Source organism: Pseudomonas grimontii, from assembly GCF_007858185.1.
GTDB lineage: Bacteria > Pseudomonadota > Gammaproteobacteria > Pseudomonadales > Pseudomonadaceae > Aquipseudomonas > Aquipseudomonas grimontii.
The window spans coordinates 258,580-273,832 of sequence record NZ_VFES01000003.1; the positions used below are offsets into that span (position 1 = coordinate 258,580).

General features: G+C 62.6%; 10 protein-coding genes. 9 read left to right on the plus strand and 1 reads right to left on the minus strand.

Annotated elements, in window-relative coordinates; translation table 11 throughout:
* The first annotated feature begins 218 nt into the window (after window positions 1-218).
* The 9 genes from FIV39_RS07775 (at window position 219) to pbpC (ending at window position 14,777) form a co-directional block, all read left to right on the plus strand.
* On the plus strand, window positions 219-842 hold the full coding sequence (locus FIV39_RS07775; RefSeq protein WP_090401340.1) for a CDP-alcohol phosphatidyltransferase family protein: 624 nt from the start codon (window positions 219-221) through the stop codon (window positions 840-842).
* A gap of 10 nt (window positions 843-852) precedes the next feature.
* The gene (locus tag FIV39_RS07780; RefSeq protein ID WP_090401339.1) at window positions 853-2,607 is read left to right on the plus strand and encodes a bifunctional alpha/beta hydrolase/class I SAM-dependent methyltransferase; all 1,755 of its coding nucleotides are present in this window, start codon (window positions 853-855) and stop codon (window positions 2,605-2,607) included.
* 2 nt (window positions 2,608-2,609) lie between these two features.
* Window positions 2,610-3,908 (plus strand): phosphatase PAP2/dual specificity phosphatase family protein, encoded by a 1,299-nt coding sequence (locus tag FIV39_RS07785; RefSeq protein ID WP_090401338.1) that lies wholly within the window; start codon window positions 2,610-2,612, stop codon window positions 3,906-3,908.
* Window positions 3,898-4,341, plus strand: a complete 444-nt coding sequence (locus FIV39_RS07790; RefSeq protein WP_090401337.1) for a hypothetical protein — start codon at window positions 3,898-3,900, stop codon at window positions 4,339-4,341. The genes FIV39_RS07785 and FIV39_RS07790 overlap by 11 nt, the downstream gene beginning before the upstream one ends.
* Before the next feature lie 9 nt (window positions 4,342-4,350).
* Window positions 4,351-4,971 carry a lysophospholipid acyltransferase family protein gene (locus FIV39_RS07795; protein ID WP_090401336.1) on the plus strand — a complete coding sequence of 207 codons (621 nt, stop codon included), beginning with the start codon at window positions 4,351-4,353 and terminating at the stop codon, window positions 4,969-4,971.
* 1 nt (window position 4,972) lies between these two features.
* Window positions 4,973-5,905, plus strand: coding sequence for a phosphatidate cytidylyltransferase (locus FIV39_RS07800; RefSeq protein WP_090401335.1), 933 nt, complete (start codon window positions 4,973-4,975; stop codon window positions 5,903-5,905).
* A 494-nt stretch (window positions 5,906-6,399) separates the two neighbouring features.
* Complete coding sequence (locus FIV39_RS07805; RefSeq protein ID WP_065937920.1) at window positions 6,400-6,600, plus strand: DUF3077 domain-containing protein; 201 nt, start codon at window positions 6,400-6,402, stop codon at window positions 6,598-6,600.
* Between the two features lie 94 nt (window positions 6,601-6,694).
* Window positions 6,695-12,499 carry an alpha-2-macroglobulin gene (locus tag FIV39_RS07810; protein ID WP_090401334.1) on the plus strand — a complete coding sequence of 1,935 codons (5,805 nt, stop codon included), beginning with the start codon at window positions 6,695-6,697 and terminating at the stop codon, window positions 12,497-12,499.
* On the plus strand, window positions 12,480-14,777 hold the full coding sequence (gene pbpC / locus FIV39_RS07815) for a penicillin-binding protein 1C (protein WP_090401333.1): 2,298 nt from the start codon (window positions 12,480-12,482) through the stop codon (window positions 14,775-14,777). The genes FIV39_RS07810 and pbpC overlap by 20 nt, the downstream gene beginning before the upstream one ends.
* On the opposite strand, the gene FIV39_RS07820 is transcribed toward pbpC, so the two are convergent.
* Window positions 14,774-15,151: a hypothetical protein gene (locus FIV39_RS07820; protein ID WP_090401332.1), complete on the minus strand. Its 378-nt coding sequence runs from the start codon at window positions 15,149-15,151 to the stop codon at window positions 14,774-14,776. The two genes, pbpC and FIV39_RS07820, sit on opposite strands and share 4 nt — an antisense overlap.
* Window positions 15,152-15,253: the final 102 nt, after the last annotated feature.

A 15,253-nucleotide genomic window follows, 5' to 3' on the forward strand; every position in this document is an offset into this window, starting at 1 on the left:
GGAGGGGGCTTGCTCCCGATAGCAGTCTACCTGTTGATGCATATGCTGGCTGATCCACCGCCATCGGGGGCAAGCCCCCTCCCACATTTGCCCCTCAGTGCTTTCCAGATCGTGACTAACCCCCCATAAACACGAGCCATCACTGGTGCACGCCATGAATAATCGGCACACTCCAAACAGTTTTTCGCGGGCTCTCGGACAAGGAAGCGTCACCCCCCATGATTTCGATCTATCAGCTCAAACCGCGTTTTCAGAACCTGCTGCGCCCACTCGTGCAGCGCCTCTATGACAATGGCACCACGGCCAACCAGATCACCGTGCTGGCCGGGGTCATTTCCCTGCTGGTCGGCCTGTTGATCGCCAGCTTCGCCCAACACCTGTGGCTGTTTGCACTGATCCCGCTGTGGATGATCCTGCGCATGGCCCTCAACGCCATCGACGGCATGCTCGCCCGGGAATTCGGCCAGCAGTCGCGCCTGGGCGCCTATCTCAATGAACTGTGCGACGTGATTGCCGACAGTGCGCTGATCCTGCCCTTCGCGCTGATCCCCGGCGTGAGCCTGGTGCCGGTGCTGCTGGTGGCGCTGCTGGCGGTGTTCAGTGAGTACGCTGGCGTGCTGGGGCCGATGGTCGGCGCGTCACGGCGCTATGACGGGCCGATGGGCAAGAGTGACCGTGCCTTCGTGCTCGGCGTGCTGGCCACCGGTGTGGCGCTGGGTTGGCTCGGCGCCGGCTGGGTCGACACGGTGATGTGGCTGGTCGCCGCCCTGCTCGCCTACACCCTGGTCAACCGGGTGCGCCAGGGCCTGAAAGAAGAACAACACATCCCCCCTTCTGCATAAGGATTTTGCAATGCGCGAACAGCAAGAGCACACCTTCAGTACCCATGACGGCGTCGAGCTTTTCTACCGTCATTGGCCGGCGAGCGCGCCTGCGGACGGCGAGCCGCGCAAGGCGATCCTGCTGTTCCACCGTGGCCACGAGCATTCGGGGCGTATTGCCCATCTGGTCGATGAGCTGAACCTGCCGCAATTCGACTTCTTCGCCTGGGACGCCCGGGGCCATGGCCAATCGCCCGGCACACGCGGCGACAGCCCGAGCTTCGCCACCAGCGCCCGCGACGTGCAGACTTTCCGCGACCATATCGGTGCCACCTACGGCATCGAGGAAGAAGATTGCGCAGTGATCGCCCAAAGCGTCGGCGCAGTGATCGCAGCCACCTGGGTGCATGACTACGCGCCGAAAATCCGCGCCCTGGTGCTCGCGTCCCCGGCGTTCAAGGTCAAGCTCTACGTGCCCTTCGCCCGGCCAGGCCTGGCGCTCATGCGCAAATTTCGCGGCAACTTTTTCGTCAACAGTTACGTCAAGGCCAAGTTCCTCAGCCATGACCCGGAGCGCGTGGCGTCCTACGACAGCGACCCGCTGATCACCAAGGCCATCTCGGTGAACGTACTGCTGGGCCTGTACGAAGCCGCCGACCGGGTTGTCGCCGATGCCCAGGCAATCCAGGTGCCGACTCAATTGCTGATCTCGGGCTCCGACTTTGTGGTGCACCGCAAACCCCAGCAGCAATTTTTCGACCGCCTTGGCAGCCTGAAAAAAGAACTGCACATCCTCCCCGGTTTTTTCCACGACACCCTCGGTGAACGTGACCGCGCGGTGGCCGTGAGCAGTGCCAAGCGTTTTATCCTGCAGAACTTCGCGCACCCGCTGGACCGTGCGTCCCTGCTGGATGCCGACAAACTGGGCGCGACCTGCGCTGAATCCGAATCCCTCGCAGCGCCCTTGCCGCGCAATTCCCTGCGCGACCTGTACTGGCGCCTGACCCGCGCCAGCATGGGCCTGGGCAAGAATCTGTCGGACGGCGTAAAGCTGGGCTTCGACACCGGCTTCGACTCCGGCAGCACACTGGACTACGTGTACCGCAACACGCCCACCGGCAAGGGCGGGCTGGGACGCATGATCGACACCAACTACCTCAACTCCATCGGCTGGCGGGGTATTCGCCAGCGCAAGCTGAACGTCGAGGAACTGCTACGCCTGGCCATGGCCAAGCTGCGCGCGGAGGATCGCGAAGTGCGCATCGTCGACATCGCCGCCGGCCACGGCCGCTACATTCTTGAAGCCTTGCAGGGCGTGTCGCCGCTGCCGGAATCGATCCTGCTGCGCGACTACAGCGACATCAACGTGCGCGACGGTGGCGCGCTGATTCGTGAGAAGGGCCTGGGGGACATCGCGCAGTTCGTCAAAGGCGATGCGTTTGACCGCTTGGACTTGGCGGCACTGCAACCCAAACCGACGCTGGCAGTAGTGTCCGGGCTGTATGAATTGTTTGCCGATAATGCCATGGTCGGTGGTTCGTTGGCCGGCCTGGCCGAAGCGGTGGAGCCCGGTGGTTACCTGGTCTACACCGGCCAGCCATGGCACCCGCAGTTGGAGCTGATCGCCCGCGCACTGACCAGCCATCGCCAGGGCCAGGCCTGGGTGATGCGCCGTCGCAGCCAGGCGGAAATGGATCAACTGGTAGAAGCGGCAGGCTTTCGCAAGATCACCCAGCGTGTGGATGAGTGGGGCATCTTTACCGTGTCCCTGGCCCAGAAGATCTGACCATGCGCGAACCCGGTTTATTGAAACCAGCGGTCCTGTGGCTGCTGCTGTTGGCGCCGCTGTTTTTTGGCACTTACGGCTTCGCCACGTGGGTCACCAGCCAGCGCAGCGATGTCGGTACCCTGGTGTTCGGCTGGGAAACCCACATGCCGTTCTGGGCCTGGACCATCGTGCCCTATTGGTCCATTGACCTGCTCTACGGTTTCTCCCTGCTGCTGCCCAACAGCCGCCAGGAGCTGAAACAACACGCGCTGCGTCTGCTCAGCGCGCAGGTCATCGCCGTCAGTTGCTTCCTGATCTGGCCGCTGCGCTTCACCTTCGAGCGGCCGGAACTGGATGGCGTATTCGGCTGGCTGTTTGCCGTGCTGGCGGGTTTCGACAAACCGTTCAACCAAGCGCCCTCGCTGCATATCGCGCTGCTGGTGATCCTGTGGGTCATGTATCAGCGCCACACCCAAGGAATGTGGCGCTGGCTGGTGCATGGCTGGTTCGCCTTGATCGGTATTTCGGTGCTGACCACTTATCAACATCACTTTATCGACTTACCCACAGGCGCCCTCGCCGGCTGGATATGCGTGTGGCTGTGGCCGGTGGAACATCCAAGCCCACTGCTGAATGCACGGCTTACCCGGGATTCGAAGCGCTGGCGCTTGGGTCTGCGCTATGGCCTGGGGGCGCTGGCATTGGTGATGCTCGCGGTTTCCCTGGGCGGCGCTTGGTTATGGCTGCTCTGGCCGGCGGTGTCCCTGAGCTTGATCAAGGCGAATTACCTGGTGCTCGGCGCGTCGGGCTTTCAGAAACGCAGCGATGGCCGGCTCACACCCGCGGCCCGTTGGCTGTATGCCCCCTATCTGGCCGGGGCGTGGATAAATTCGCGCCTGTGGACACGCAAACATCCACAGCCCGACCTGATTGTGGATAACGTTTGGCTTGGGCGGATTCCCAGCGCGAAAGAGCAGGATTCATTCAGCGCCATCGTCGACCTCTGTGCCGAATTACCGATTCATCCACAGGGCCGCGTGTATCAAAGCATCCCTGTACTGGACCTGATCGCCCCGACACTCGCCGAATGCCAGCAAGCCGCTCAGGCCATCGAGCGCCTGCGTTCAAGCGGCCCGGTGCTGGTGTGCTGCGCTCTTGGCTACTCACGCAGCGCCACTGCGGTCGCCGCCTGGCTGTTGCACAGCGGGCGCGCCGCCACGGTGGACCAGGCGCTGACTATTATTCGTACAGCGCGGGCCCATGTGGTCCTGCATCCTGCTCATCGTCAAGCGTTGGAGGGTTTGCCCCATGCCCGCTGATATGGAACTCCAGGTGGTCGCCAGCCTGCTACGCCGTGGCCGTTCACTGGATCAGTTATCCACAGGCCTGACCATAGCAGGTGTGTTGTTTGGCCTGGCACAGTTGCTGATGGCGAGTGTTTCAACCCTCTGCCTGCTGCTCAGCCTGTGGATGATTATCCTGGGGCTGCTGCAAAAGTACTGGGCGCTGCGCGTGGCCTTCGATGCCGACCTGTTCGCCCTGATGGCCCGCGATACCGAACGCACCCCGGACCTCGACCAGGCCCTGCAAGCCCTCGGCCTGCAATCGCCCAGGCGTGCCGGCCGACCGTGGACCGAGCGCCGTCGCGGCGCCCTCAAATTACTGCGCAAACAAGCCTGGCTGCTGGGCGCGCAAGCGCTGCTGACCCTCGCCGTGATCCTCGCCAGCCCCTGGCTGCCTTTCGCCGGATAAGGAATCCCCATGTTCGAACCCGTGGTCGCCACGCTCATTACCTCCATGGCCCGCACCGTCACCGGCGCCCGCAGCCTGTGGCTGGGTTGCGCGCCAGTGCCGGTGCAACGTATCTATTTCGCCAACCACAGCAGCCACGGCGACTTCGTGCTGCTGTGGGCCTCGCTGCCGCAGAACCTGCGCAAATTCACGCGCCCGGTGGCCGGCAGCGATTACTGGAATAAAAGCGCCCTGCGCCGCTACATCATCAACCGCGTATTCAATGGCGTGCTGATCGACCGCGAGCGCAAAGACCCTGTGGATAACCCCTTGCAGCCTATGCTGGCCGCGCTGGAGGGTGGCGACTCGCTGATCATCTTTCCCGAAGGCACACGCAACCTGGAGGACGGCTTGCTGCCGTTCAAAAGCGGCATCTACCATCTGGCCAAAAGTTACCCACAGGCCGAATTGATCCCGGTGTGGATTGCCAACCTCAACCGGGTCATGCCCAAGGGCCGCGTGCTGCCGCTGCCTTTGCTGTGCACCACCAGCTTTGGCGCCCCATTGCAATTGGAAGAAGGCGAAGACAAAGCCGCGTTCCTTACCCGAACCCGCGATGCCCTGCTCGCCCTCGCCCCGGAGCACTCCTGAGATGGATAGCCAAACCCTGATGTTGTTCGGCGGGATCGGCGCGATCCTGGTGCTCGCCTCGCTGATCGGCCTGATCCTCAAATTGCGCACCCGTGGCACCCCAAATGCCGTGATCGAGAACCTCAACGCCCGCATCAACGCCTGGTGGGTGATGGTGGTGGTCATCGGCATCGCCTTCTGGCTCGGCACCGGCGCGGTGATCCTGCTGTTCTACGCGGTGTCGTTCTACGCCCTGCGCGAATTCCTCACCCTCACGCCCACCCGGCGCAGCGACTACCCGGCCCTGGTGGCCGCGTTCTACCTGGCGTTGCCGCTGCAATACCTGCTGATCTACTCGGACTGGTACGGGTTGTTCTCGATCTTTATCCCGGTGTATGTGTTCCTGCTGCTGCCGATCCTCGCCTCCCTCGGCGGCGACAGCACGCACTTCCTGGAACGCGCCTCCAAAGTGCAATGGGGGCTGATGATCGCGGTGTTCTGCGTGTCCTTCGTGCCCGCCCTGCTGACCCTCGACATCCCCGGCTATGAAGGCCGCAACCTACTGCTGATCGCCTACCTGGTGATCGTGGTGCAACTCTCGGACGTGCTGCAGTACGTGTGCGGCAAGCTGTTCGGCAAACGCAAGATCGCGCCCAACCTGTCGCCGTCGAAAACCGTGGAAGGTTTTGTCGGCGGGATTTTGCTGTCATCCCTGATCGGTGCGGCTCTGTGGTGGACCACGCCGTTCAACCCGTGGCAATCGTTCCTGATCGCCTTGCTGATCAACCTGCTCGGCTTCGCCGGCGGCATCGTCATGTCGGCAATCAAGCGCGACCGGGGGGTGAAGGATTGGGGGCATATGATCGAAGGCCACGGCGGGATGCTAGATCGCCTGGATTCGGTGTGTTTTGCGGCGCCGATTTTCTTTCATCTGGTGCGGTACTGGTGGACCTGACCCCCCCTCTCAAGCCCAATGAAGATCAAACTGTGGGAGGGGGCTTGCCCCCGATGGCGGTGTGTCTGTCGCTGAAAGTTTCGACTGATCCACCGTCATCGGGGGCAAGCCCCCTCCCACATTGGTTTTCCGGTGTTTTCGAGGTTTAAGCAAAGTCTGAAACCGCTGCTCCTACCTCTCGCTTCCCTTTCTTTCGCAGGACATTTCCGAGAGAATCCCAGCCGCTTGTGCCCTGCCTTTTCGGTGGCTAGTCTGCGTCCGTCACTGCCAATTCAGTGACCGGGTTTAGCAGCTCGAACGTTTAACATTGGGCGCACAAGTGCCATCTCAAGCATGGCGTTTTTTTCTGCCAACGCTTTATGGTGGCTGTGCGCAGGGCACCTTCGGGTGCGCCGGGTTCCCAATGTTCCGGCCTGCTAACCTGCGTACAGCTGCCACCCATTGTTTAGCAGCGATGGATGTCAGCTCCAATTACCTACATTGGAGTTACCGCAATGAGCAAAGTAAAACCCGGTCCGCCCCATCCCTTTTTCATCCCCCACCCCGAAATCAGCTTCGAAGACGCACTGGTCTACGCCTCAGACCTGCTCCACTGTGCCGAACAGTTGCGCGACTCGCCCAAAGCCGCCGGACACCTCATGGAAATGGCCAAAGTGATGGTAGACCGCTCATTGGAATGCATGGGGCCCCGCTGACTCGGTAAACATCCCCGCCGTGCGGCGTATCGGCGTCATCTTTTGTATCAAAGACGCGTGTAAGATACGCCGCACTTAGCCAGGGATGCTCACCATGTTCGATTCGCTCAAAGCCATCAGCCGCCGTGTTGTCGGTGTGTTTCTGACTGTGGTGGCGGCCGTTTTCGGCCAATGGCATCCGCCGCTATGGCTGCGCGCTATTGGCCGTGGCCTGGCGAACCTGGGCGATAAAGCCCGCGCTTATCCGCGCCAGACGGGTGCCGGGGTGCTCGGGCTCGTATTGCTCGCGGCGGCTGGCTTCTACGGCTGGCACTGGTATTCCAATCTGCCGCAGCCGCATACCGCGAGCTACTCGCTGCACAAACCCAACCTGACCGACTACACCCAGCAAACCCCGGTTGTGGATAACTTGCAGGTGCGTTTCGGCGAATCCGTGGCTCCACTGGCGGCCATCGGCAAACCGGTGACCGAAGGCATTACCCTCAAGCCCGAGGTTGCAGGCACCTGGCGCTGGGCGGATGACCGTAGCCTGTTGTTCGTGCCGGAAAAAGACTGGCCCATCGACGCCCATTACACCCTGGACCTGGCAAAGAAAAACCTGCTGGCCGACGGCGTATTGCTCGACCAATACAGCGCGCAATTTTCCACCCAACCGTTCCGCGCCACCCTGGCGCAAAACGAGCTGTATCAGGACCCATCCAACCCAACGCTGAAACAGCTGGTGGCGACCTTCCATTTTTCCCACCCGGTCGATGAAGACAGCCTGCGCAAGCGCGTCTCGGTAAGCCTCGGCAAAGGCCTGGCCTACCGCGACGCGCAGATGCCCAACCGTCCGGAAATCAGCTTCGACGAGAAAAAACTCAACGTCTACGTACGCTCCGCCGCCCTGGCCACGCCGCTGGAAAGCACGCCGGTCAGCGCCAAGTTGGATGAAGGTATCAAGGCCCGCGACGGCGGCAACGCCAGCACCGCGCCGCTGGTGGCCGAAGTCACCGTGCCCGGTCGCTATCGCCTGACCTTTACCGGCGCCGAAGTGAGCTTTGTGGATAACGCACGCGGCGAGCCTGAGCCGGTGCTGATGTTCAGCAGTTCCAGCGCCGTGGCCGATGACACCATTGCCGGTAAGGTCCAGGCCTGGCTGCTGCCGGAAAAATCCGAGGACGACACCCGCCCTTACAGCAGCAACGAGATCGACGACGCGCTGCTGGCCCGTAGCACCAAGGTCAACCTGACCCACGTGCCCAGCGTCGAACCGCTGAACACCCTGCACGCTTTCAAATTCAAGGCCCCGGCCGGCCGTGCGCTGTATGTGCGCGTGCCCGCCAACCTGGAAGCCATCGGCGGCTACCTGGCGAAAAACCCTACGGCTTCGCTGATCAGCATGCCGGCTTATCCGCGCACCCTGCAGTTCCTGTCCGACGGCGCGTTGCTCAGCCTCAATGGCGAAAAACGCCTGGGCTTCATGGCCCGGGGTGTGCCTGGCGCCCATGTGGAAATCGCACGCTTGCTGCCCAACCAATTGCAGCACCTGGTGGACCAGAGCAGCGGCAGCTTTGCCCGGCCCAATTTCGGCAACGAGTACTTCGACCGCATGGTTGAACGCCAGTCCCTGGATATTGCGCTGTCGTCCTCGGACCCGGCGAAAACCGTCTATGACAACGTCGACCTGAGCCACTACCTCACCGCCAACGGCGGCCGTCGCGGCATTTTCGTCCTCAAGCTCAGCCCTCAGGATGAGCCGGCCGAACGCACGTTCGACTACTCGCGCAGCACCACCTCTGACCTGCGCTTTATCGTGGTCACCGACCTCGGCATCATCGCCAAGCGCTCCAGCGATGGCAGCCATGACGTGTATGTGCAGTCCATCGGCAACGGTTCGCCGGTGTCCGACGCCCAGGTCGACATTATTGGCCGCAACGGTCTGCCGGTGAGCAGCGGCCACACCGACGGCGAAGGCCACGTGCATTTCGCCAAGCTGGATGAACTGCGCCGTGAGAAAACGCCGCTGATGTATGTGGTCACTCGCGGCAATGACCAATCGTTCCTGCCGATCGCCCGTCAGTCGCAGCAGCTGGATTTGTCGCGCTTCGACGTAGGCGGTTTGGAAGAAGACGGCGCGATTGATCGCCTCAGTGCCTACCTGTTCACCGACCGTGGCCTTTACCGCCCTGGCGAAACCGCGCACCTGGGCATGATCGTGCGCAGCGGCAATTGGAAAGGTGCCCTGCAAGGCCTGCCTGTGGAGTTGCAGATCACCGATCCACGCGGCCTTGAAGTGATTCGCCAGCCGCTGAAGCTGTCCGCCAGCGGTTTTGAAACCTTTGATTTCCCCAGCAGCGAAGTCGCCCCCGCCGGGGATTACACCGCGACCTTGCAGTTGATTGGCCAAAAACAGACCCGCACCGACCTGGGCAGTGTCAGCTTCAAGGTCCGCGATTTCGAACCGGACCGCATGAAGGTCAGCCTGAGCTTGCATGACACCCCGGTGCAGGGCTGGATTCCACCGGAGCAGGTGGTGGCCAAGGTCACCGCAATGCACCTGTTCGGCGCGCCGGCGGCCGGCCGTCGCGTCACCGCGAAGATGTCCCTGAGCCCGACGCTCGCAGCATTCGAGCGTTACCCCGACTACCGTTTCCGCCTCAACGACTCCCTGGAAGAGGCCAGCACCGAAGACCTGGCCGAAACCACCGTCGACGACAACGGCCAGGCTGTACTCGACCTCAACCTGCAACGCTTCGCCAACAGCACCTATCGCTTGCAAGTGATGACTCAGGTGTTCGAGGCCGAAGGGGGTCGTAACGTGGCGGCGCAAAGCGCGTTGCTGGTGTCGTCCGCACCCTACCTTGTGGGTGTGAAAAGTCAGGACTCGCTGTCGTACGTCGCCAAGGACGCCCCACGCCAGGTGCAATGGCTGGCCGTCGCGCCAGACCTCACCCCGCTGGCGGTGGATGGCCTGACCAGCGAAGTGGTCGAACACCGCTACGTGTCGGTACTGGTGAAACAGTCCAACGGCACCTACAAGTACGAGTCGCGCATCAAGAACATCAGCCAGCCGGCCTCACCGCTGGTGATGACCAAGGACGGCGCCAGGCAGACGCTGAACACCGCTACCCCAGGCGATTTCACCCTGCAAGTGAAAGACGCCAACGGCAACCTGCTCAACCAGATCGACTACAGCGTGGCCGGACGCGGGAATACCTCGCGCTCCCTGGAACGCAACGCCGAGCTGCAACTGCGCCTGGATAAACGCAGCTACGCCACCGGCGATGAGATCGCGATCAGCATCCGCGCGCCTTACACCGGTGCGGGTTTGATCACCATCGAGCGGGACAAGGTCTACACCCAGCAGTGGTTCAAGGCCGACAGTACCAACAGCGTGCAACATATCCGCGTGCCTGCGGGGCTTGAAGGCAATGCCTACGTCAACGTGCAGTTTGTGCGCGACATCGGTTCGTCCGAGGTTTATATGAGCCCGCTGTCCTACGGTGTGGTGCCGTTCAGCATCAACCTGGATGCACGGCGCATGGCGTTGAAGGTCGAGGGCCCGGCGAAAATAGAGCCGGGGCAAACCCTCGACATCAAGGTCAACGCCGACCGCCCAGGCCGCGCGGTGGTGTATGCAGTAGACGAAGGCATCTTGCAGGTAGCGCGCTACCAGACGCCCGACCCGCTGGGTTTCTTCTTCCAGAAGCGGGCGCTGGAAGTCGGCACCAGTCAGATCCTGGACCTGATCCTGCCGGAATTCAGCCGCCTGCTCAGTGGGGCGGCGCCCGGTGGCGATACGGAAGGCGCCCTGGCCAACCACCTCAACCCGTTCAAGCGTAAACATCAGCCGCCAGTGGCCTGGTGGTCCGGGCTGGTGGACTTGCCCGCCGGTGAAACCGTGCTGCATTACCAAGTGCCGGACAGCTTCAACGGCAAGCTGCACCTGTTCGCGGTGGCAGTGGACGCCGACAGCGTGGGCGTCAGCGAGGCCAACACCGAGGTCCGTGGCCCGATCGTCATCACGCCGAACGTGCCGGCCTTTGTGGCGCCAGGTGATGTGTTCAACGTGAGTGCCGGGGTGTTCAGCAACCTCGAGGCTGCGGCGGACGTGAAGTTTGAAGTGCAGACCAGCGACGGCCTGGTGGTGCAGGGCAACAAAGCCAGCACCTTGTCCCTGCAACCGCGCAAGGAGGGCACCGCCGAGTTCAAGATCAAGGTCGGCGAAACCCTCGGTTCGGCGGATTTGCGCTTTGTCGCAGTGTTGCCGGATGGCAAGCGGATCCAGGTGGCGGAAACCACTTCGATTCGCCCTCTGAGCGAGCATCGCGTGGCCCTGAGCCTGGGTCGCTTCGACAGCGCCAGCAAAGAGCTCAAGCCCACCCGTGAACTGTTCAGCCAACTGCGCGACGTGCAACTGGGCGTGGCGGCCTCGCCGCTGGTGTGGGCCAACGGCCTCAAGCATTACCTGGATGACTACGGCTATGCCTGCACCGAGCAACTGGTGTCCAAGGCCATGCCGGCGTTGATCTGGGGCGGTACTGCACCCGAAGCCGAACAAGCCTTCAGCGCAGCGGTACGCATGCTGCGTCAGCGCCAGAACCAGGCCGGTGGTTTCGGTTTGTGGGCCGCCAATCCGGATGTGGCGCCCTACGCCAGCCTGTATGCCACCGATTTCCTGATCGAAGCCAAGGAACGCGGGCTGCCGGTGCCGGAAGACCTGCTGGTGCGCGCCAATAGTTATCTGACGGACCTGGCCAACGGCCCGAGCGAAGGCCTGTCGGAATTGCGCAACCGCGCCTACGCCAGTTACCTGTTGAGTCGCCAGGGGATTCTGGTGAGCGGCGCCTTGAGCGATATACGCGAACGCTACGAAAGCTACTTCAAGGACAGCTGGCAGAACGACCTGGGCGCCGCCTACCTGGCGGCCAGCTACAAACTGCTCAAACAGGATCGCCAGGCCGACACCTTGTTCCGCAAGATCCCTTGGCGTTCGCTTGTGGATAAGTGGGACAGCGATGGCCTGTATTACGACCCGCTGGTCCACGATGCCGAGCACCTGCATCTGCTCGCTCGCCATTTCCCCGAGTTGCTGGACGATGTGCCTACCGCCCTGCTGGATAAACTCGGCAAGCGCCTCAACGAACAGCGCTACAACTCACTGTCGGCGGCGCTGTTGCTGCGTGCCTTGGACAACTACGGCCAGCGCGCGCAAAGCGATATGACCCTCAAGGCCACCGCCTGGCTGGGCGACAAGCAGCAACAACTGCTGGAAATGGCCGGCCAGCCACCGCGCGCGGCGGTACCGGGCACCACGCAAAAGCTGCTGATGGAAAAATCCGACGGCCCGGCGGCGTTCTACATGCTCAGCGAAGCCGGTTTCGATAAGGGTGCCAAGCTCAAGCCGATCAACAACGGGCTGGAGATCATCCACGAATACCTCGACCTCAAAGGCGAGCCGGTGAGCACAGTGGCGGTGGGCGATGAGTTCCTGGTGCGCTTGCGTCTGCGTGCCACCGACCGTGACCAGGTGCAGCAAGTGGCCGTGGTCGACCTGCTGCCCGGTGGCGTCGAGCCTGTGTATAACTTGCCACCGGAGCCGGAAACCGCCAGCACCGAGGAAAGTGAAGGCGAAGCGTCCGATTACGTAGAAGAAAGCGAACAAGAAGCCGATGCCTGGCAAGCGCCGATCGGCGAAACCGAGCTGAGCAACTGGCAGCCGGACTACGTGGATGTGCGTGATGATCGGGTGGTGTTGTACGGCACGGCACTGCGCGACGTAGGCACCTTCGTCTATCGTGTGCGCGCCACCAACGCCGGCACGTTCAACACGCCACCGGCCTACGCCGAAGGCATGTACGAAACCACCCTGCAAGGGCGCGGCAAAGTAGGCCAGCTTGAAATTACCAAGCCTTAAACGCCTGGCGCCGCTGCTGGCAGCGGCGCTATTGCTGGCGGGGTTGCGGCTGTGGCCCCATGCCCCGCTGGAACAGGCTGTGACATCGTCACGGGTGGTGTTGGCCGATGACGGTTCGCTGCTGCGCATGACCCTGGCGGATGACGGCCAATACCGTTTATGGCTGCCGCTGGAGCGCATCTCGCCGTCACTGGTCGAGGCCTTGCTGCTCAAGGAAGACCGCAATTTCTACTGGCACCCGGGGATCAATCCCCCGGCGTTGCTGCGCGCGGCCCTGGCCACCTACAGCGGCGGCCAGCGTCAGGGCGGCTCGACCTTGAGCATGCAATTGGCACGGCGCCTGTGGGATCTCAACACCCGCCAGGTGCCCGGCAAGTTGCAACAGATGGCGTTGGCGCTGTGGCTGGAGGCGCGCTACAGCAAGCACGAGATCCTTGAGGCGTACCTGAACCTGGCGCCCATGGGCGGCAATATCGAAGGCGCCGAAGCGGCCAGTCGCATCTACTTTGGCAAGGCGGCGGCGCAGTTGTCGTTGTCCGAAGCCTTGGCGCTGGCGGTGATCCCCCAGCAGCCGGGGCGGCGTGCACGCTTCGGACCGTCACTGCAAAACGCGCGGCTGCGCTTGATGAATGACTGGCGTGAAACTTATCCACAAGACCCGCGTAACGACAGTTTGCTCGACCTGCCCCTGGAAGCCCGCAACCGCCAGCAGATCCCGTTTCTGGCGCCGCATCTGAGCGAGCAGCTATTGGCATCCCAGCCAGGCAACGAACTCAACAGCACCCTCAACCTGCCCTTGCAGCAACTGCTCGAACGCCTGATCAGCGGCTTTATCGCCGAGCGGCGCAGCACCGGGGTGGAAAATGCCACGGCCATCCTGATCGACAGCCGCGACCAAAGCGTCAAGGCGCTGGTGGGCTCGGCGGACTACTTATCCACAAGCATCCACGGCCAGGTCAACGGCGTATTGTCACGCCGTTCGCCGGGGTCGACCCTCAAGCCGTTTCTCTACGGGCTGGCACTGGATCAAGGGGTGATCCACCCCATGAGCATCCTCAAGGACTTGCCCAGTAACTTCGGCTACTTCCAGCCGGAAAATTTCGACGGCAGTTTTGTCGGGCCTCTGACCGCACGGGATGCGTTGATCCGTAGCCGGAATATCCCGGCGGTGTGGCTGGCCAGCCAGGTGAAGTCGCCGTCGTTGTATGGGTTGTTGCAACGCGCGGGGGTCAAGGGCCTGCGCGGTGAAAGCCATTACGGCCTGGCTCTGGCACTCGGTGGCGGCGAGATGACACCCGAGGAGCTGGCGCGACTGTATGTGATGCTGGCGGGCGACGGCCATCTGCGGCCGTTGCGCTATTTACAGGAGCAGCCCCAGGCCACCGGCCCGCAGCTCCTCACCCCGCAGGCCGCCTTCATGGTGCGCGACATGCTGCGCCGCAACCCGCGACCGGATGGCCTGCCCGCGCGGCACTGGCGCACCGCCTGGAAAACCGGCACGTCCTGGGGGTTCCATGATGCGTGGAGCGCGGGCCTGGTCGGTCCCTACGTGCTGGTGGTGTGGGTGGGCAACTTCGATGGTCGACCCAACCCGGTGTTTATCGGTGCCAAGACCGCTGCACCGCTGTTCTTCCGCATCGCCGACGCCCTGCCCCTGGCCTTGCCCAACGTCGTGATCAAGGCCGACAAACCACCCGCCGGCCTGGTGCGCATCGACGTCTGCGCCGCCTCGGGCGAATTGCCCAACCGCTGGTGCCCACAAACCCGCAAGACCTGGTACATCCCCGGTGTCTCACCGATTCGCGTGTCCAACCTGCACCGTCCGGTACTGATCGACACCCGCACCGGCAAGGCCGCGTGCCCGCCGTTCGAGACGCAATACACCCGCGAGGAAGTCTTCGAATTCTGGCCCAGCGACATACAACGCCTGTACCGCGCCGCCGGCCTGCCCCGCCGCACGCCCCCCAACGTGATGAAAAACTGCCAGCCCAACCGCATCAGCGACCAGAGCGAAGCCCCGCAGATCCGCTCGCCGCTGACTCAAGTGAGTTATCAGTTGCGCCTGTCCCAACCGCAGGAAAGCATCCCGCTGAACGCGAATGCGGCCAGCGATGCGGCGACGCTGTACTGGTTTTCTGATCAAACCTTGATCGGCCAGGGCCCGCCGCAAGCCACATTGAACTGGCGGCCGGGCAAGTCGGGGGAGTATCGGTTGCGGGTCAGTGATGATCAGGGGCGTAGTGCGAGCCGGGGGTTGAGGGTGGAGTTTGTGCCTTAGGAGTGGTCATCACACTCTGCAAGCTCCACGTAGTTCGACTCCCCACCTCCCGTCGCCCCCGACAACCAACCCCACACGAAACTCAGCGTGGTACGCCCGGCAGCATCGACACCGATGATGCCCCGCGACCAGCCGGCCAGCAGCTCACCTTCCAGCGTCAGGCACTGATACAGCAGCTCGATAGCGTCTGGGCCTGTGACGCGACCGACCTGCGTACCCAGGCGAATTCGGCCGCCTTGGTAGGTGCCGGAAATGGCATCGCCCTCGACAAGGTAATGAAACACCGTGCCCGCGCCGGATAGCCCGTGGGTGTTATTGGCGACGGTGAATCGGCGGTTGTGCAAACGCTCGTGGATTTGCGAGGGGCTGTTCATCGAAGGCGCGTCCTTTCGCGTGGATCTGGAGGTCCGGGTGGGTGGCTACTAACAATAAAGATTGACACTTAACAATAAAGATTGACACGCCGTAACATAGAT